Genomic DNA, 18864 nt, shown 5'->3' with positions numbered 1-18864 from the left:
GCCGCCGTACCGGGGGCCTGCGTCGTGAGGTCGTGGGCCTCGGCTCGTGCAGCGTGAGGTCGTGGGCCCCCGACGCGTACAGCCGCCGCAGCCCTACGTCGGAAGGGCTGCGGCGGCTGTGGGAAACGCTCTGGTGGTGCGGACTCGGCTGATCCGCCCCAGGGGAACCACCCGCACCGGCCGTCACGCCGACGGCCGGTGCGGGTGGTGGTGTCACACTCCCCAGTCGTCGTTGACGGTGACCGCGTCGCCGATACGGAACCGGCCACCGGGCACCAACGGCTTCGTGGGCTCACCCAACTCGACGACGTGCTTGCCGAACTTGGGAGCCAACGGACGGCCGACGTCCCGCTTGAGCCACAGCCGCAGCAGGTGCCGACGGCGCTCCGGCTCCGGGTGGTCGACGTAGCTGGTGCGCGAGTGCAGCGCCGCGTAGTTGAGCAGCCACTGCACGTCCCCCGGCTGGAAGTCCATGTCGATCGGCAGACCCTGTTCCTGCGAGATCTCGTCGAAGAGGTTGATGGCCGCGACCTGGTCCGGCGTCAGTTGAGGGACACCCGGGTACTCCTGGGCACTGAAGATCATCGAGTTGCCCGCGTAGGTGCTGAAGACGCCGTCGACGTAGCCGATGATCGGCGAGGTGTACGTCAGTTCCGGGGAGTCGGGGTCCTGGCGCCGCCAGTCCCAGTGGTACGTGTCGAAGAGCCGAGGGGCGAGGTCCGGCCGACGGCGCAGCATCTCGTTGTAGATCGTGGTGCCGCTGACCAGGCTGGAGGCTCCGCCCTCCTTGGCGCCGCGCAGGCACATGAGGGCGACGACGTCGGAGCTGTCCGAGTGGAACGGAAGCCGGTCCCGTACGCGGGAGGGCAGCGCCCCCTCGTCGGACAACGTCTTGTTCGACGTGGCGATCACGTGGTCCAGCAGGTCGCCCCGCTGGTTCTGCCCGATCGGCTGGCCGAGGTGCAGGCCCATGATGAAGAAGATGGCGGCGGCCATCGCGTCGCCGTACTCCTCGGTGCGCAGGCCGCGCACCAGGACGAAGCCGCGGCCGGCGTCCATCTGGACCGCGCACTCGTTGTTGAGCGCGCGGCAGGCGTCGAACGGGTAGTCGGCGGCGGTGACGGTGCGCAGGTCGGGGTTCTCGGCGACGAAGCGCCGTCCCAGTGCCTCCAGCTCGGCGCGCTCGGCGTCGCTGAGCACGTAGATCCATTCGGTGGACTTCGACAGCTCGTCGCCGCGCCAGGCGGACGGTCCGGAGATCGGCTGGAGGCCGACAGAGGTGGTCATGATGATGCGCTCCTCGAAGAATGCGGTGATGCCCGTGGGTGCGGACCCGACGGACGACGAAGGTCTCCGTGCGGCGGGCGTTCGTCGGTCGACGACGAACGGCCTCGGAACACTCAGAACGGGGTCTGAGGCTCGCCGGCGGCCGTACCCGGGCGCAGTCCTTCCCTGGGAGGGAAGTAGCTGAGCGGCTCGTCATAGGTCCGGCGGCCAGCGCACGACACGAGCAGAACGCCGATCAGGGCGACTGTCTCCATGCTGGTCCCGTCCTTTCGAGAAGTGCCTCAACCATAGAGGAGGGCGGAATGTGGGTCAATGGGAGTGATGCTGTCTCGTATTACGGTACCAGGGCATGGTGGACACGGTCAGGGCGACGCCGAAGCCGAGCAGTGTGGCTCGTCGGTGGGACGCTCACCCATTCGCCTCGGTGCGGGCACCGTCAAGGACCATGCGCGGCGGTGTCCGGTTCTCGCCGGTCCGCGGTAAATGCCTGGACTGAGAACCTCCCCGGACGGGACACTTCCGACTTCCGAACCTCCGGGAGTGTGATGGGGACAAAAGAGACGCGAGGGTCCACGCCGGACAGGAGTGCGGTCGTTCTGGCACTGCGCCGCTACTGCCGGGAACTGCTGCGACTGCGACGGCTGGCCTTACCCGCGCTGCTGTTGCCGGCCGTGGGCAACATCGGCATCCGCTACGTCGCCCCCCTGCTGATCGCCAAACTGGCAGCACAGGCGGCCGGCGGCGGCGGTCTCACCCTCGGCTCGGCGCTGCCGTACGTGCTGGGCTTCGGCGTGACGCTGCTGCTCGCCGAGGTCGTGTGGCGGATCGGGCAGCACTGCCTGAACCGGGTGGACGCCCTCGGCATGGAACACCTGTACGTGAGCGGCATGGATGAACTCCTCGCCAAGGACGCGGCGTTCTTCCACGACAACTTCGCCGGGTCCCTGACCAAGCGGGTGCTGAGCTTCGGCAAGCGCTTCGAGGACTTCGTCGACACGGTGACGTACCGGATCGTGGGCAGCCTCGTCCCGCTGGTGTTCGGTGCCGTGGTGCTGTGGAGCTACGAACCGATGCTCGTCGTCGGCCTCGTCGTGATGATCGCGCTGACCGTGGTGGCCGCGACGCCTCTGATCCGTCGTCGGCAGAGGCTCGTCAACGACCGTGAGGCGGCGGTCGCCCGGGTCTCCGGCCATGTCGCCGACAGCCTCATGAACATGGAGACCATCCGGGCGTTCGCGGCCGAGCGGCGGGAGGCCGACGAACACCGCAGCCGGGTCGCGGACTCCCGGCGCCTGACGCTGCGGTCGTGGGACTACGGCAATCTGCGCGTCGACACCCTGATCGCCCCCATGTCCGTGCTGACCAACGTGCTGGGTCTGCTGGTCGCCATCGCCTTCGGTGGCTCCGGCCAGGGAGTCGAGGAGATCGTCGTCGCCTTCACCTACTACTCCAACGCCACACAGATCATGTTCGAGTTCAACCAGATCTACCGGCGGCTGGAGAGCTCGATGACCGAGGCCGCGCAGTTCACGGAGCTGCTGCTGGACCCGCCCACCGTGCTAGACCCGATGGAACCCGACCCGCTCGCCCCGCGGGACACCGGCATCCGCTTCGAGGCGGTGACCTTCGCCCACGCGGGCGCGAAACCGATCTTCCAGGGACTGGACCTGGACGTGCCCGCAGGCGCACGCATCGGTCTGGTCGGCAGGTCCGGCGGCGGCAAGACCACACTCACCCGGCTCCTGCTGCGGATGTCGGACATCGGCGCCGGACGCATCCTGATCGGTGGACAGGACATCAGCCGGCTGCGCCAGACCGACCTGCGCTCACTGATCGCCTACGTCCCACAGGAACCCGCCATGTTCCACCGCAGCCTGCGGGACAACATCGCCTTCGCCCGGCCCGGCGCTACCGACGAGGAGATCCACGCGGCGGCCGCGGCCGCGCACGTCACGGAGTTCGCCGACCAGCTCCCCGACGGCTTCGCCACTCTGGTGGGGGAGCGAGGAGTCAAACTCTCGGGCGGCCAGCGCCAGCGCGTCGCCCTGGCCAGGGCCATCCTGCGCGACGCCCCGATCCTGCTGCTCGACGAGGCGACCAGTGCGCTGGACTCGGAGAGCGAGCTCCTCGTCCAGGACGCCCTGTGGCGGTTGGTGGACGGTCGTACGGCCCTCGTGGTCGCCCACCGTCTGAGCACCGTCGCCGGCATGGACCGTCTCGTCGTCCTCGACCGTGGGAGCATCGTCGAGCAGGGCACCCACGAGGAACTGCTCGCGGTGGAGGGCGCCTACGCCAAGCTCTGGCAGCACCAGTCGGGAGGCTTCCTCGGCGAGAGCGCCGAGGAGCCGGCCCTCGGACCCCCGGTCCCAGGAGCCTGTCCCGGCGGGCTGCCCGGACCGGCCGACCCGGCGCCGGACGGAGGTCACGGAACGTGGTCGCACGCTCGTACGGGCACCGGGTCCACCTGACCGGGTCCACCTGACCCAGTCGGTTCCGGGAGACCCTCGACCGTCGGTCACATCACCCTGATACGTCCGTCGCGTGCTTCGCGTCGGTCGTGTCGGTCGCGTCCGTCGCGTGCGGCGATCGGCGACACGCCCGGGACGCGGATGGCTTCACCCGTGGTGTCCGTGTGGCCCCGAGACACCGGCCGGGTCCCCTGACGCGTCGGGGGCCCGGCCAAGGCGAAGCGACGGCACGCGTGACTTCGTCGAACCGGTTCGCCGGAAGTCGGCGCCGGGCATTGACAGGGGGCGGGGCAGCTTCTAACTTCCCACCACGCGAACCGGTTCGACGAAGGAGTGCCGTGAACATCGGGGAGATCGCCGAGCGGGCCGGTGTCTCGCGGAGCACCGTGTCGTACGCGCTGAGCGGTAAGCGCCCGGTGTCGGAGGAGACCCGGGAGAAGATCCAGCGGGTCATCGACGAGCTGGGCTACCAGCCCAACGCGAGCGCCCGCGCCCTGGCCAACGGCCGGACGAGCACGATCGGCCTTGTCTTCCCGCCGGCCGGCAACCACTACACCGGGATGCAGCTCGACTTCATCGGCAGTGTGGTGGAGGCCGCGGCGGCGCACGACTACGACGTGCTGCTGTCTCCCAGCGGCGCGGACAGCGACCGCTCGTTCCAGCGGCTGTTGGGGGAGCGGCGTGTCGACGGGGCGATCCTGATGGAGATCAGGCTGGCGGACGACCGGGTCGATCACCTCGCCGAGCTGGACTTCCCGTCCGTCGCCATCGGTCGTACGGCGCACCCGGAGGGCACCTGGTGGGTGGGGCTGGACCACACCGCTCTGACGGCGGCCTGTGTCCACCATCTCGCGGACCTGGGTCACCGCAGGGTCGCCTTCGTCAACCGGCCGCAGCAGCTCCTGCGGGCCGGGTACGAGTCGGCGCACCGGGGCCTGGACGGTTTCACCAAGGCCGCGGCCGAGCGAGGGCTGACCGTGCGGACGTACTGCTGCGGTGACGACGCCGCCTCGGGTCAGGCCTGCCTGGAGCAGATTCTGCACGAGGACCCGGCCACCACGGCCCTGGTCACCCTGAACGAGGCCGCGCTGGGCGGCCTCTACCGAGGGCTTGCCCATGCGGGCCGCCATGTGCCGCGCGACTTCTCCGTCACCGGAGTCGTGGCGTCCCGGTGGGCGGAGACGGTGACCCCGCAGCTCACCGCGGCGGACGTACCGGCGGAGGAGATGGGCCGCCATGCCGTCGACCTCCTCATCGAACGCCTCGACCACCCCACTGCCTCACCTCGGCACCACCTCCTCGCCCCGCCGATCTCCCTGCGGGCCAGTACCGGGCCCGCGGGCGGCACGCCCTTCGCCGAAGTCCCGGACTCCGGTGCACCTCATTAGTACGCCTGACTCCTGAGACCATGAACCCGCCATGCGGACAACCATCCGACGCCGTTGCGCCGGCCGCCGTCTCACCGCTGCGGCCCTGACCGCACTGGCCGTGGCCGTCAGCGCCACCGCCTGCTTCTCCGGCTCGGGCGGCTCCGGACCGAAGGACGCCGCCGGCGGTCCGTACCCGTGTCGCGACGGACGTCAGCGGTGGCGTCGCCTCGTGCGGCGTGCTTCGGTCAGCAGGGGGAGCAAGGGCAGGAGGGAGACCACGACGACGAGGGCGACGAGCGACGGCAGGTAGTCGTCGATGTCGGGAACGGAGGCCCCGAGGGTGTACCCGGCCAGCACGAGACTCTGTGACCAGAGCAGCCCACCGACGATCTGCCAGACGGTGAACGTCCGCGTGGGCACGCCCAGCGCGCCGGCCGCAGGGTGCAGAACCGTGCGCACCATCGGGACGAAACGGCCGATCACCAGGGCCTTGCCGTAGCCATAGCGAGCCAGGAGCCGCTCCGCCCGTTCCGCCGTCCTCCGCACGCCCGGTTTGGAGGTGCGGGCCAGCACCGCCCGCCCGCCGTGCCGCCCGAGCAGGAACCCGACCTGGCCTCCCGCCACGGCGCCGACGCCGGCGCACAGCAGCACCTGCCACAGCACCAGCCGTGGCGCCTGCTCGGCAGTCCCGGCGCACAGCACACCGGCCGGGAACAGGAGCGAGTCACCGGGCAGGAAGAAGCCGAAAACCAGCAGGCCCGACTCCGCGAAGATCACCACGAGGACGCCGAGGGCGCCGAAGGCGGCAAGCACCGAGGCGCTGTCCGTCGGGTCGACGGCGATCACCGTACTCACCTCCTGGTCGTCCTCGCCGGGTCGCCACCCACCCAGCATCCCAGCATCCCGTGGCCTTGGCGCATGCGCCTGTCCCGGCCGTGCGCGCACGGGCGACCGGCCGACATCTTTCCTGTTCGGAGACCTGTCGCCGGTCGTCTCAGGTGGGTCGGTCGGGCAGGCCGGTTGGTGTCCTCGTCCGGTGGCCGGATCCGGGGGCGCGGGCACGCGGCCGGGTTCGGAGGTACGGGTCGGGAACGGGACGACCGCCGGCCGGGCCGCGAGTCGGCGCGGAGGCCGGAGCCCGGCCTCCAACGTGGGCGAAGCAGCGGCCTTGACAGGAGGACGCGAGTCGGGCTTCCTTAGACGCGTTGCGCATGGCGATACTGTTGTGTAATTCGAAACCGCATGGTCTCCGGTGGGCGGCCCCGCACGACGGGCCGCGACGCCCGGCGATGAATGGCTCTGATCCCCTACACCGCGGAGTGGCGCTTCAGATGACTCGCAAGGCACCTGCTGAGGACCCCGGCGACGCCCGTCTGCGGGTCGGTCCCCCGAAGGAGTACGCCGCCGGCATACCAGCGGTCACCTCCTCTCTCCGGCACGCCGGCGAGCAGATGGGGGCCCGCCGCAGCCTGCTCACGCTGCTCCAGGTCAACCAGAAGGAGGGCTTCGACTGTCCCGGCTGTGCCTGGCCCGAGCCGGAGCGCCGGCACCGGGCGGAGTTCTGTGAGAACGGGGCCAAGGCCGTGGCCGAGGAGGCCACCGTACGCCGGGTCACCCCCGAGTTCTTCGCCGAGCACACCCTGGAGGATCTGCTCCCCCGTACCGACTACTGGCTCGGGCAGCAAGGGCGCCTCACCCACCCCATGTACCGCCCCAAGGGCAGCGATCGCTACCGACCGATCTCCTGGAACGACGCGTTCGCCGTGATCGCCCGGGAACTCGCCGCGCTCGATCATCCCGATCAGGCCGCGTTCTACACCTCCGGACGGGCGAGCAACGAGGCCGCGTTCGCCTATCAACTCTTCGTCCGGATGTTCGGCACCAACAACCTGCCGGACTGTTCCAACATGTGCCACGAGTCCAGCGGATCGGCCCTGACGGAGACCATCGGCATCGGCAAGGGCAGCGTTCGTCTGGACGACCTCTACGAAGCCGATCTCATTCTCGTGGTCGGCCAGAACCCCGGCACCAACCATCCCCGCATGCTCTCCGCACTGGAGCAGGCCAAGCGACGGGGCGCACGCGTCATCGCCGTCAACCCCTTGCCCGAGGCGGGGCTGCTCCGCTTCAAGAACCCCCAGCGGCCCTCCGGCATCCTCGGCGGCGGCACCCGGTTGACGGACCAGTTCCTGCAGATCAGGCTGGGCGGAGACCAGGCGCTGTTCCAGGCGTTCAACCGCATGCTGCTGGAGGCGGAGGACGAAGCACCCGGCACCTGCCTGGACACCTCTTTCATCGACCGGTACACCCACGGCTTCCAGGAGTTCGCCGAGCACGCCCGCAAGGCGCCGTGGGACGACGTCCTAAAAGCCACGGGCCTGCCCGAGGAAGAGATCCGGGCGGCGTTCCGCCAGGTGCTGGCCGCCGAGAAGATCGTCGTCTGCTGGGCGATGGGTCTCACCCAGCACCACCACTCGGTACCCACCATCCGGGACGTGGTGAACTTCCTCCTGCTGCGCGGCAACATCGGCCGCCCCGGCGCCGGCCTCTGCCCGGTGCGCGGCCATTCCAACGTGCAGGGCGACCGGACGATGGGCATCCACGAGAAGCCGGACGACGCGTTCCTGGACGCGCTCGGTGCCGAGTTCGCGTTCTCGCCCCCGCGGCACCACGGTCACGACGCGGTCGAGAGCATCCGTGCCATGCGTGACGGCGACGTCCGGGTCTTCGTCGCGCTCGGCGGCAACTTCGTCGCGGCGGCCCCCGACACCGAGCTGACCGAGCAGGCGTTGCGCGGGTGCCGGCTGACCGTGCAGATATCGACCAAGCTCAACCGCTCCCATGTCGTCGCCGGGGAGCAGGCACTCATCCTCCCGTGTCTGGGCCGGACCGAGGCCGACGTGCGGCCGACCGGGCCCCAGCCGGTCACGGTGGAGGACTCCATGGGCATGGTGCACCTCTCGCAGGGGCGTCTCGCCCCCGCCTCCGAGCACCTGCTGAGCGAGGTCGCGATCATCTGCCGGATGGCACGGGCCACACTCGGGGAAGCGGACGCGCACGTGCCCTGGGAGGACTTCGAGGCGGACTACGACAGCATCCGCGACCGCATCGCACGCGTGATCCCCGGTTTCGAGGACTTCAACGCCCGGGTGCGACGGCCGGGCGGTTTCGCACTGCCCCACCCGCCCCGCGACGAGCGCCGGTTCACGACCACCACCGGCCTGGCCAACTTCACCGTCAACCCGCTGGAGTGGCCGGAGGTCCCGCCGGGCCGACTGCTGCTGCAGACGCTCCGCTCCCACGACCAGTACAACACGACCGTCTACGGCCTGGACGACCGCTACCGCGGCATCCACCAGGGCCGCCGGGTCCTCTTCCTGCACCCCGACGACCTCGCCGACCGAGGCCTGGCCGCAGGGGACCTCGTCGACATCGTCAGTGAGTACGGGGACGGCGTGGAGCGGAGGGCGCCCGCCTTCCGCGCGGTGTCGTACCCGACACCCCGCGGATGCTGCGCCGCGTACTTTCCCGAGACCAACGTCCTGGTACCCCTGGACTCCACCGCGGCCGTCAGCAACACGCCCACGTCCAAGTCGATCGTCGTCCGGTTGGAACCGGTCGCCGCCCGCGCGGACGCGAGTCCCGACCTGCGATGAGCGGAGCCCGCCCGGACACCCGGACGTCCCTCGACCGGGCCGCCCACACCGCCATGGGTCCGGCGCATACGCGAGCCGCGCCGCCGCCCGAGCCATCAGAGCGCGCACCTCGGCGCCCTGATCGCCCTGGCGCGCCGTGGGCAACCGTGCGTTCCGGATAGACCGCACCGCTCCCGACCGCACCGCTCCCGACCGCACCGCTCCCGACCGCACCGCTCCCGACCGCACCGCTCCCGACGGCCCGCTGCCGCGGTTCGGTACGGTGGCCGGCATGACGTGGGACCCCGACGCCCACGTGAGCGGGCCGAGACGGAGCTGAAGACGCTCCGCCTGCCCGCGGTGGCCTCTGGTCCGCACCCGGCGAGTGGTGCTCCGGTCCGAGCCCGAGGGCGGGTTCCTCCGTGCGCGTGCTGTGACTCCGTGGCGAGTGGCTCCGGCTGCTCGGTTGCGGTCGGGCAACGCTCCTGAACGGGGTCTTGACAGCCTTCCTGAAGCATCGGACTGTTGTTGCCCATCGTGAATAGCGATGCGTTATTTGCAACGATGTCCCCTGGTGACAGCTCCATCTCTTCCCTCGCCGATCTCCCACCCGATCCGTGTGCCGGTAGCCCACAGCGGAGGGCGCGGCCGGCGAGGGCGACACCGATGCCGCGACCGCGATGCAGTCGGCCGCGACAGGTAGTCCACCGCCGTCTGTGGAAAGGACGAGCCATGAACAGAACCCGCGAACGGGACGGGAGTCCAAGCCATCCCGTCGAGGCGGATCTGCCGGGAAGCCCGGCGACCACGGCAGGTCCTCGGACGGACCGTGTCGTCTTCGGTGTCGCCGCGGTGATCACTCTCGCCTTCGTCGTATGGGGAGCCTCGGCGACCGACAGTCTGAAGAGCGTTTCCGGGACGCTGCTGGACGGGACCATCCGCAACGGCGGGTGGGCGTTCGTCCTCGCCGCCTCGGGTTTCGTCGTCTTCGCCCTCTGGCTGGCGATGAGTCGTTACGGGCGGATCACCCTGGGGGAGGAGGGCGAGCAGCCCGAGTTCCGCACCGTTTCCTGGATCGCCATGATGTTCAGCGCGGGCATGGGCATCGGCCTGATGTTCTACGGCGTGAGCGAACCGCTGTCACACTTCACCACGCCTCCCCCGGGCACGGACCCGGCCGATGCCGCCCAGGCCATGGAGACCGCCATGGCCACCACCCTCTTCCACTGGACGCTCCATCCGTGGGCGATGTACGCCGTGGTGGGCCTGGCCATCGCCTACAGCACCTTCCGGCGCGGACGCCGACAGTTGATCAGCGCCGTGTTCACCCCGCTGATCGGTGAGAAGCGGGCGAACGGCTGGGGCGGCCGGGTCATCGACATCCTCGCCATCTTCGCCACGCTCTTCGGCTCGGCCGCCTCTCTGGGGCTCGGCGCCCTGCAGATCGGCAGCGGCTTCACCGAACTGGGGTGGATGGGATCGGTCGGCACCGGCCTGCTGGTCGCCGTGATCGCGGTGCTGACGGTGGCGTTCGTCGCCTCGGCGGTGTCCGGGATCGCCAAGGGCATCCAGTGGCTGTCCAACATCAACATGGTGCTGGCCGTGACCCTTGCGGTCTTCGTGTTCCTCGTCGGGCCGAGCATCTTCATCCTCGACCTGCTGCCCACCTCCGTCGGCGCCTTCCTCGGCGACCTGACCCAGATGGCGGGGCGTACCGAGGCGTCGAGCGGTGAGGGAGTCGCCGACTGGCTGGCCGGCTGGACGGTCTTCTACTGGGCCTGGTGGATCTCCTGGACGCCGTTCGTGGGGATGTTCATCGCGCGCATCAGCCGCGGCCGGACCATCCGGCAGTTCGTGGGCGGAGTCATCCTGGTGCCCAGCACCGTCAGCCTGCTGTGGTTCGCCGTCTTCGGCGGCTCGGCGATGCACCTCCAGGACGAGAAGCGCCTGAGCGATGCCTCGACCGCCCAGGGGCAGCTCTTCGACGTGCTCCAGCAGTACCCGATCGCCACCGTGACCAGCGTGGTCGTGATGATCCTGGTCGGGATCTTCTTCGTCTCCGGCGCCGACGCCGCCTCGATCGTGATGGGCACGCTCTCGCAGCGCGGGTCCCTGGAACCGACCCGGGGCGTCGTCGTCTTCTGGGGAGTGCTGACCGGGGCGGTCGCGGCGGTCATGCTGCTCATCGGCGGCGGCAAGGGCGACGCGCTCACCGGGCTGCAGAACCTCACCATCCTCGCCGCGGCCCCCTTCACCCTGGTGATGATCGGCCTGTGCGTCGCGCTCACCCGTGATCTGCGCCACGACCCGCTCATCATCCGCAGGAGCAAGGGCAAGGAAGCCATCGAGACGGCCGTCATCGCCGGCCACGAGAAGTACGACGGCGACTTCGAGATCCGCATCGGTCCCTGTGAGTCCTCCGACGGCACGGAGCCCCAGCGGCCCCAGTCGTCCGAGCAGCCGACCGCCCCCTCCTCCGCTCACTGAGAGCGGCGGCACCCGCGCCCGGCGGGGTCGTGGCACCGCCCTGTGCGGCCACGACCCCGCCGGGCGTTCACGTTGCCGTCCCGCGCTCCCGCCCGGCGGAGGAGAACCCTCGTCGTGCTGCTTGACCCGCGGTCGGCGCTCCACGATGCTGTGTTGCGACACGTGAGATGTGTGCCGTAATGAGCAACATCTGATTCAAGTCTCGAACCAGCCGAGGAGTGGCCATGACGCACCAGGTCCGTGCTGTCGTCGCGCGGGGCAAGGGCGCCCCCGTCAGCCTGGAAACGATCATCGTGCCCGACCCGGGTCCGGGTGAGGCGCTGGTGAAGATCGAGGCCTGCGGGGTCTGCCACACCGATCTGCACTACCGCGAGGGCGGCATCAACGACGACTTCCCCTTCCTGCTGGGCCACGAGGCCGCGGGAGTCGTGGAGTCGGTGGGGGAGGGGGTCACCGAGGTCGCCCCCGGCGACTTCGTCATTCTCAACTGGCGCGCGGTGTGCGGTCAGTGCCGGGCCTGTCTGCGGGGACGGCCCTGGTACTGCTTCGCCACCCACAACGCGAAGCGGAAGATGACGCTGGCGTCGACCGGGCAGGAACTCTCGCCGGCCCTCGGCATCGGCGCCTTCGCGGAGAAGACCCTGGTGGCCGCGGGGCAGTGCACGAAGGTCGATCGGACCGCGTCGGCCGCCGCCGCGGGTCTGCTGGGGTGCGGCGTGATGGCGGGCATCGGCGCGGCCATCAACACCGGGAACGTCGGCCGCGGTGACTCGGTCGCGGTGATCGGCTGCGGCGGCGTCGGTGCCGCGGCGATCGCCGGGTCGAACCTGGCGGGCGCGGCGAAGGTCATCGCCGTCGACATCGACGACCGCAAGCTGGAGACCGCCCGGAAGCTGGGCGCGACCCACACCGTCAACTCCAGGGAGAACGACGCGGTCGAGGCCGTCCGCGAACTGACCGGCGGCCACGGCGCCGACGTCGTCATCGAGGCGGTCGGCCGCCCCGAGACCTACCGGCAGGCCTTCTACGCCCGTGACCTCGCCGGCACGGTCGTCCTGGTCGGTGTGCCCACCCCCGAGATGAAGCTCGAACTGCCGCTGTTGGACGTCTTCGGCCGCGGCGGCTCCCTGAAGTCCTCCTGGTACGGCGACTGCCTGCCCAGCCGCGACTTCCCCATGCTCATCGACCTCTACCTCCAGGGCCGCCTGGACCTGGACGCCTTCGTCACGGAGACCATCGCACTGGACGACGTGGAGAAGGCCTTCGAGCGGATGCACCACGGCGACGTCCTGCGCTCGGTGGTGGTCCTCTGATGGCCGCCCGCATCGAACACCTCGTCACCTCCGGGACGTTCTCGCTGGACGGCGGCACCTGGGAGGTCGACAACAACGTGTGGATCGTCGGCGACGACACCGAGGCGATCGTCATCGACGCCGCGCACGACGCCGAGGCCATCGCCCGAGCCGTCGGCGACCGGCGCCTCATCGCGATCGTGTGCACGCACGCGCACAACGACCACATCGACGCCGCGCCCGAACTAGCCGACCGCACCGGCGCCCCGGTCCTCCTCCACCCGGACGACCTGCCGCTGTGGAAGCAGACCCACCCCGACCGGGCGCCGGACGCCGAACTCACCGACGGTCAGGGCCTCGCGGTGGCCGGCGTCGGGCTGACCGTGCTGCACACGCCCGGCCACGCCCCCGGGGCCGTCTGCCTGTACGCACCGGCCCTGGAGGCCCTCTTCAGCGGCGACACCCTGTTCGCCGGCGGGCCGGGGGCGACGGGACGGTCGTACAGCGATTTCCCGACCATCGTCGACTCGATCCGGGACCGGTTGCTGACACTGCCGCCGGAGACCGTCGTGCACACCGGACACGGTGACACGACCACCGTCGGCGCGGAGGCCCCGCACCTCCAGGAGTGGGTCGACCGCGGTTTCTGACGCCCACCGGCGGCCCTTGAACGCCCGCCGTACCGGCTCGCCGCCATCGCGAGCCGATACGGCGGGCTGCTGTTGTTCTATATGAGTTCAGTTTCTTATGGTGCAATGAAATCGACGCCTCAGAGCGCCCTCTGGATGCCTTGACAAGGGTTCGGGCCGACCCCAGACTGATGTTGCGCTTACCGCAATCCGTTTCGCTATACGCACCGAGGTGTCATGATGATTCCCGCGTGCCGTCTCGAGGAGCTCCCCCGAGGCGAGGCATTCCGGCTCGATATCGATCCGCCGGTTTCGGTGTTCCACACGGACGACGGCGAACTCTTCGCCATCGACGACACCTGCACCCACCAGGACGCGTCGCTCGCCGACGGCTGGCTGGAGGGCTGTGAGGTGGAATGCCCGCTGCATGCTTCCAAGTTCGACCTCAGGACCGGCGCGGTCGACTCCCCGCCGGCCAAGCTTCCGGTCCGGACGCACGAGGTCGTCGTCGAGGACGGCGTGATCCACGTCCGCCTGTCCACTGAGGCGCCGAACCTGCCGCCCTGTATCTCGGCCCGGCTCGCCGGGGGCCTGGCGTGAGGACCGTCGCCGTGGTGGGCGCCTCGCTGGCCGGGCTGTCGGCGGCGCGCTCACTGCGCAAGCAGGGGTACGACGGACGGCTCGTTCTCGTCGGGGACGAGCTCCACCGTCCGTACGACCGGCCCCCGCTGTCCAAGGAGTTCCTGTCCGGCACTCTCGGCGAGGCCGAACTCGCTCTGGAGACGGACGAGGAGGACCTCGGGGCGGAGTGGCTGCTCGGCGTCCGCGCCACCGGACTCGACCACGCGCGACGTGTCGTCCGGCTCGGCGACGGACGGGAGGTGCGGGCCGACGGGGTCGTCATAGCGACCGGCGCCGCGGCGCGCTCCCTTCCCGGCTCCGAGGGGCTGGCCGGAGTCCACACGCTGCGCACCCTGGACGACGCCCGCGCCCTGCGGGACGAACTGGCCGGGGGCGGACGGCTGGTCGTGATCGGCGGCGGGTTCATCGGCGCCGAGGTCGCCTCCACCGCGTACGCCCTCGGACTCGACGTGACGGTCGTGGAAGCGGCGCCCGCACCGCTCGCCGGACCGCTCGGCGAGACCATGGGTGCCCTTGTCTCCGCCCTCCACGCGGACCACGGCGTACAGCTGTTGTGCGGCGTGGGTGTCAAGGGGCTGAGCGGGGAGACCCGGGTCGACGCCGTGCTGCTGGAGGACGGGCGCGGCATCCCCGCCGACATCGTCGTGGTCGGTGTCGGCGCACGCCCGAACGTCGAGTGGCTGGAAGGCTCCGGCATCGCACTCGACAACGGCGTCAAGTGCGGCGCGGACGGTCGCACCAGCCTGGCCGGCGTGGTCGCGGTCGGCGACTGCGCCAACTGGTACGACCCGCGCGCGGGATGTCATCGCCGCGTCGAGCACTGGACCGGTGCGCGTGAACGCCCCGACGCCGCGATCGCCACGTTGCTGGCGGGTGGCGCGGTGGAACCGGGCGTGCCCCGGCCGCCGTACTTCTGGTCCGACCAGTACGGCGTGAAGATCCAGTTCGCCGGTCACACGGCCCTGGCGGACAGCGTGGCCATCGAGGCGGGCACCGCGGACGGCCGCGACGTCCTGGCCGTCTACCGGCGGGCCGGGAACCCGGTCGCCGTGCTCGGGATGAACCAGGCACGGCTGTTCACCCGCTGGCGCAAGCAGCTCGCCACCATCGCGCCCTGACGCCGCCCGCCACCTGACACCGCCCTTCGTCTTTGAAACCACCCTCGTCTTGACACCAGCCCAGCGGCATCCGATGCTGCGGTTGCGTATCGCACGCAGGGTTGCTCCCTACACAACGCCGTCCGGAGTCGCTCTTCCCGGCGCGTGACAGTCCGATCCACGACGTTCCCACGAGGAGTGCACCGTGACCTCGACCAGCCTGCCGGACAGCCTGATCGCCACCCTGCCGGGCTCCTCCTACACGGATCCGCAGATCTTCGCCCAGGAGCAGGAGCGCATATTCGAAACCACGTGGTTCTGCGTGGCGCGCGCCTCCGAACTGGCGAAGCCCGGTGCCTTCCGCACCGTGGACGTGGGCCGCGAGAGCATCCTGATCGCCCGCGCCCGGGACAACTCGGTCCGCGCCTGGTTCAACGTCTGCCGGCACCGCGGCGCCAAGCTCTGCACGGAGGAGACCGGCGAGGTCAAGCGTGCCTTCCAGTGCCCCTACCACGCCTGGACGTACGACCTGAACGGCAAACTGGTCGCGGCGCCCAACCTCACCAAGATGCCCGACGTGGGCCGCACCGAGTACGGCCTGGTGAGCGTGGCCGTCCGGGAGTGGCTCGGGTACGTGTGGGTCTGCCTGGCGGAGAACCCGCCCTCCTTCGAGGAGGACGTCATCGGCGCGGTCGTCGAGCGACTCGGCGACATCGAGTCGATCGAGCGCTACGACATCGACAACCTCTCCGTCGGCAAGCGGATCGTCTACGACGTGAAGGCGAACTGGAAGCTCATCATCGAGAACTTCATGGAGTGCTATCACTGCGCCACCATCCACCCCGAACTCACCGAGGTGCTCCCGGAGTTCGCGGACGGTTACGCGGCCCAGTACTACGTCGGCCACGGCGCCGAGTTCGGTGAGGAGGTCCAGGGCTTCACCGTCGACGGCTCGGAGGGTCTGGACCGCATCCCGGGCGTCGCCGAGGACCAGGACCGCCGCTACTATGCGATCACCGTCAAGCCGCAGGTCTTCATCAACCTCGTGCCCGACCATGTGATCTTCCACCGGATGTATCCGGTGGCCGTGGACCGCACCGTCGTCGAGTGCGACTGGCTCTACCTGCCGCACGTCGTGGAGAGCGGCAAGGACGTCAGCCGGTCCGTGGAACTCTTCCACCGCGTCAACCAGCAGGACTTCGACGCCTGCGAGCGCACGCAGCCCGGAATGAGCTCACGCATGTACGCCAAGGGGGGCGTGCTGGTGCCCAGCGAGCACCACATCGGCGCGTTCCACGACTGGGTGAACGAGCGCCTGGGCAACCCCCAGGGATGACTCAGCCCAGGTAGCCCATGCGGTGGCTGATCTCCTCGGCGCCCTTGAGCAGCACCGGGGAGAGCTCGTGCAGACGCTCCTCGGTGAACCGGTAGGAAGGACCCGAGGCGCTGAGCGCCGCGATGACCTCGCCGTCCCGGTTGCGGACCGGGGCGGCCATGGCGTGCAGACCGAGCTCCAGTTCCTCGAGAGTGAAGGCGTAGCCGGCCTCCCGAGCCTCGGCGAGGTTCTTCTCGAGTTTGGTCTTCGCGGTGATGGTGTGCGCGGTGACCTTCTTCATGCCGACGGCGGACAGCAGCGCGGCGCGCTCCTTCGTCGGCAGGTGGGCCAGCAGGATCTTGCCGCTCGACGTGGCGTGCAGCGGGGTCAGTTGGCCCACCCAGTTGTGCGCGGTGACCGCTCCGGGGCCACGTACCTGGTAGAGGTTGATCGCGTACTGCTCCTGCATGACGGCGACGTTGACCGTCTCCCCGATCTCCTCCGCGAGGCGCTCGCAGATCGGACGGCTCTGCTGGGTGATGTCGATACGGCCGGTGACCGCGCCGGCCAGTCGTACGATCCCGAAGCCGAGCCGGTACTTGCCGCGCTCACCGGCCTGTTCCACCAGACCGCGTGCCTCCAGGGCGCCGAGCAGGCGGAAGGCGGTGGACTTGTGCACATCGATCTCGGCGGCCACCTCACTGACGCCCGCTTCGCCACGCTGGGCGAGGATCTCCAGAACGCTGATGGCGCGGTCCACCGACTGCACTCCGCCGGACTGCGAGTTCGCCGTATTGGTGTCTTGGTTGTGGTTGCTCACAGTGAAACTATACGCGTAGTAAACAACATCACTGGAAGTAAGGCCGTCGCAGTCAAGATCCGGAAGTTGCGCTGTTCGCAACCTGGTGCGCATGGCGCTACCGGGTCTAGCATGCCTCGCGTATCTGAGGCGCGAGCGAGACGAGGCACCATGGCTCCCCTGCACTACGACTTCGTCATCGTCGGCGGCGGATCGGCCGGCAGCGCACTGGCGAACAGGCTCTCCGCGGACCCGGCGAACCGGGTGCTGGTCCTGGAGGCCGGCCGGTCCGACTACCCGTGGGACGTCTTCATCCACATGCCCGCGGCGCTGACCTATCCGATCGGCAGCCGGTTCTACGACTGGAAGTACGAGTCCGAGCCCGAGCCCCACATGGGCGGCCGACGCATTTACCACGCGCGCGGCAAGGTGCTGGGCGGCTCCAGCAGCATCAACGGCATGATCTTCCAGCGCGGCAACCCCATGGACTACGAGCGTTGGGCGGCCGACGCCGGTATGGAGAGCTGGGACTACGCGCACTGCCTGCCGTACTTCCGGCGGATGGAGAACTGTCTCGCGGCCGACCCGGACGACGAGTTCCGCGGCCACGACGGCCCTCTCGTCCTCGAACGCGGTCCCGCGACCAACCCCCTGTTCAGCGCCTTCCTCAAGGCCACCCAGGAGGCGGGCTACGCTCCGACCGACGACGTCAACGGCTACCGGCAGGAAGGCTTCGCCAAGTTCGACCGGAACGTCCACCGCGGACGCCGCCTCTCGGCCTCCAAGGCCTATCTCAAGCCCGCCATGAAGCGCCCCAACCTCACGGTCACCACCCGCGCCCTCGTCACCCGTGTGCTGTTCGAGGGCAAGCGCGCCGTCGGCGTCGAGTACCAACGCGGCAAGGGCGCCCTCCAGCAGGTCCGCGCCGGGGAAGTCATCCTGTGCGGCGGTGCGATCAACTCCCCGCAGTTGCTCCAGCTCTCCGGTGTCGGCAACGCCACCGAATTGGCCGCCCTCGGCATCGACGTCGTCCACGACCTCCCGGGCGTCGGTGAGAACATGCAGGACCACCTGGAGGTCTACATCCAGTACGCCTGCAGACAACCCGTCTCCATGCAGCCCTACCTGGCCAAGTGGCGCGCCCCGTTCATCGGCCTGCAGTGGCTCTTCCGCAAGGGGCCCGCCGCCACCAACCACTTCGAGGCCGGCGGCTTCGCCCGCAGCAACGAGGACGTGGACTATCCCAACCTCATGTTCCACTTCCTGCCGATCGCGGTCCGCTACGACGGCTCGGTGCCCGCCGGCGGCCACGGCTACCAGGTCCACGTCGGGCCCATGTACTCCGACGCCGTCGGCTCGGTGAAGATCAGGAGCAGGGACCCGCGCGAACACCCCGTCCTGCGCTTCAACTACCTCTCCACCGAGCAGGACCGCCGCGAATGGGTCGAGGCGATCCGGGTGGCCCGCAAGCTCCTCAACCAGCCCTCACTCGCCCCCTACAACGGCGGGGAGATCTCACCCGGACCGTCCGTCGAGACGGACGAGGAGATCCTGGCGTGGGTCGCCAAGGACGGCGAGACCGCCCTGCACCCGTCCTGCACCTGCAAGATGGGCACCGACGAGATGTCCGTCGTCGACCCCGCCGACATGCGGGTGCACGGCCTCGACGGACTGCGCGTGGTGGACGCGTCGGTGATGCCGTACGTCACCAACGGCAACATCTACGCCCCGGTGATGATGATCGCCGAGAAGGCCGCCGACCTGATCCTCGGCAAAGAGCCGCTCGCACCGTCGAGGGCCGCGTACCACCGCCACCGTGACGCCGAGCAGCAGGCCGGGTAGA

At 69.7% G+C, this 18864-nt stretch carries 14 protein-coding genes; 10 read left to right on the top strand and 4 right to left on the bottom strand.

From position 1 onward, the window contains the following. Nucleotides 1-213 precede the first annotated feature (213 nt). Both ACFY9I_RS06240 and ACFY9I_RS06235 read right to left on the bottom strand, forming a co-directional pair. Nucleotides 214-1287, bottom strand: coding sequence for a TauD/TfdA family dioxygenase (locus tag ACFY9I_RS06240; RefSeq protein WP_390997345.1), 1074 nt, complete (start codon nucleotides 1285-1287; stop codon nucleotides 214-216). A gap of 113 nt (nucleotides 1288-1400) precedes the next feature. Continuing rightward, a complete protein-coding gene (locus ACFY9I_RS06235) occupies nucleotides 1401-1541 on the bottom strand; it encodes a hypothetical protein (RefSeq protein WP_020277398.1) in 141 nt (46 codons plus the stop codon). A gap of 291 nt (nucleotides 1542-1832) precedes the next feature. On the opposite strand from ACFY9I_RS06235, the gene ACFY9I_RS06230 reads away from it, so the two are divergent. Beyond that, complete coding sequence (locus ACFY9I_RS06230; protein ID WP_390997343.1) at nucleotides 1833-3755, top strand: ATP-binding cassette domain-containing protein; 1923 nt, start codon at nucleotides 1833-1835, stop codon at nucleotides 3753-3755. A 338-nt stretch (nucleotides 3756-4093) separates the two neighbouring features. After that, nucleotides 4094-5143 carry a substrate-binding domain-containing protein gene (locus ACFY9I_RS06225; protein WP_390997340.1) on the top strand — a complete coding sequence of 350 codons (1050 nt, stop codon included), beginning with the start codon at nucleotides 4094-4096 and terminating at the stop codon, nucleotides 5141-5143. Between the two features lie 192 nt (nucleotides 5144-5335). On the opposite strand, the gene ACFY9I_RS06220 is transcribed toward ACFY9I_RS06225, so the two are convergent. Beyond that, a complete protein-coding gene (locus ACFY9I_RS06220) occupies nucleotides 5336-5971 on the bottom strand; it encodes a VTT domain-containing protein (RefSeq protein ID WP_390998064.1) in 636 nt (211 codons plus the stop codon). A gap of 485 nt (nucleotides 5972-6456) precedes the next feature. On the opposite strand from ACFY9I_RS06220, the gene ACFY9I_RS06215 reads away from it, so the two are divergent. From ACFY9I_RS06215 to ACFY9I_RS06185, 7 genes are all read left to right on the top strand, one after another. Beyond that, nucleotides 6457-8781 (top strand): FdhF/YdeP family oxidoreductase, encoded by a 2325-nt coding sequence (locus ACFY9I_RS06215; protein ID WP_390997338.1) that lies wholly within the window; start codon nucleotides 6457-6459, stop codon nucleotides 8779-8781. Between the two features lie 711 nt (nucleotides 8782-9492). After that, complete coding sequence (locus tag ACFY9I_RS06210) at nucleotides 9493-11247, top strand: BCCT family transporter (RefSeq protein ID WP_390997335.1); 1755 nt, start codon at nucleotides 9493-9495, stop codon at nucleotides 11245-11247. Nucleotides 11248-11471: 224 nt separating this feature from the next. After that, complete coding sequence (locus tag ACFY9I_RS06205) at nucleotides 11472-12560, top strand: S-(hydroxymethyl)mycothiol dehydrogenase (RefSeq protein WP_390997333.1); 1089 nt, start codon at nucleotides 11472-11474, stop codon at nucleotides 12558-12560. Continuing rightward, nucleotides 12560-13189, top strand: coding sequence for an MBL fold metallo-hydrolase (locus ACFY9I_RS06200; RefSeq protein WP_390997330.1), 630 nt, complete (start codon nucleotides 12560-12562; stop codon nucleotides 13187-13189). Before ACFY9I_RS06205 ends, ACFY9I_RS06200 begins: the two co-directional genes overlap by 1 nt. A gap of 216 nt (nucleotides 13190-13405) precedes the next feature. Next, nucleotides 13406-13768, top strand: a complete 363-nt coding sequence (locus ACFY9I_RS06195) for a bifunctional 3-phenylpropionate/cinnamic acid dioxygenase ferredoxin subunit (protein WP_390997327.1) — start codon at nucleotides 13406-13408, stop codon at nucleotides 13766-13768. After that, on the top strand, nucleotides 13765-14928 hold the full coding sequence (locus ACFY9I_RS06190) for an FAD-dependent oxidoreductase (protein WP_390997325.1): 1164 nt from the start codon (nucleotides 13765-13767) through the stop codon (nucleotides 14926-14928). Before ACFY9I_RS06195 ends, ACFY9I_RS06190 begins: the two co-directional genes overlap by 4 nt. A 184-nt stretch (nucleotides 14929-15112) precedes the next feature. Next, a complete protein-coding gene (locus ACFY9I_RS06185; protein WP_390997322.1) occupies nucleotides 15113-16243 on the top strand; it encodes an SRPBCC family protein in 1131 nt (376 codons plus the stop codon). A gap of 1 nt (nucleotide 16244) precedes the next feature. On the opposite strand, the gene ACFY9I_RS06180 is transcribed toward ACFY9I_RS06185, so the two are convergent. Continuing rightward, the gene (locus ACFY9I_RS06180) at nucleotides 16245-16991 is read right to left on the bottom strand and encodes an IclR family transcriptional regulator C-terminal domain-containing protein (RefSeq protein WP_390998061.1); all 747 of its coding nucleotides are present in this window, start codon (nucleotides 16989-16991) and stop codon (nucleotides 16245-16247) included. Between the two features lie 201 nt (nucleotides 16992-17192). Here ACFY9I_RS06180 and betA point away from each other — a divergent pair, with 201 nt between their 5' ends. Then, nucleotides 17193-18863, top strand: coding sequence for a choline dehydrogenase (gene betA / locus ACFY9I_RS06175; RefSeq protein ID WP_390997319.1), 1671 nt, complete (start codon nucleotides 17193-17195; stop codon nucleotides 18861-18863). The last annotated feature ends 1 nt before the right edge of the window (nucleotide 18864 follow it).

It is taken from the genome of Streptomyces sp. NPDC012510, from assembly GCF_042955065.1.
Lineage (GTDB): Bacteria > Actinomycetota > Actinomycetes > Streptomycetales > Streptomycetaceae > Streptomyces.
Note: the sequence above shows the minus strand (reverse complement) of the source record. Positions and strands in the feature narration are given on the sequence as shown.

Bases quoted from the DNA above. Each gene is read 5' to 3' on its own strand.
- ACFY9I_RS06240 (WP_390997345.1), bottom strand. From the start codon at position 1,287: ATGACCACCTCTGTCGGCCTCCAGCCGATCTCCGGACCGTCCGCCTGG.
- ACFY9I_RS06235 (WP_020277398.1), bottom strand. From the start codon at position 1,541: ATGGAGACAGTCGCCCTGATCGGCGTTCTGCTCGTGTCGTGCGCTGGC.
- ACFY9I_RS06230 (WP_390997343.1), top strand. From the start codon at position 1,833: ATGGGGACAAAAGAGACGCGAGGGTCCACGCCGGACAGGAGTGCGGTC.
- ACFY9I_RS06215 (WP_390997338.1), top strand. From the start codon at position 6,457: ATGACTCGCAAGGCACCTGCTGAGGACCCCGGCGACGCCCGTCTGCGG.
- ACFY9I_RS06210 (WP_390997335.1), top strand. From the start codon at position 9,493: ATGAACAGAACCCGCGAACGGGACGGGAGTCCAAGCCATCCCGTCGAG.
- ACFY9I_RS06205 (WP_390997333.1), top strand. From the start codon at position 11,472: ATGACGCACCAGGTCCGTGCTGTCGTCGCGCGGGGCAAGGGCGCCCCC.
- ACFY9I_RS06200 (WP_390997330.1), top strand. From the start codon at position 12,560: ATGGCCGCCCGCATCGAACACCTCGTCACCTCCGGGACGTTCTCGCTG.
- ACFY9I_RS06195 (WP_390997327.1), top strand. From the start codon at position 13,406: ATGATGATTCCCGCGTGCCGTCTCGAGGAGCTCCCCCGAGGCGAGGCA.
- betA (WP_390997319.1), top strand. From the start codon at position 17,193: ATGGCTCCCCTGCACTACGACTTCGTCATCGTCGGCGGCGGATCGGCC.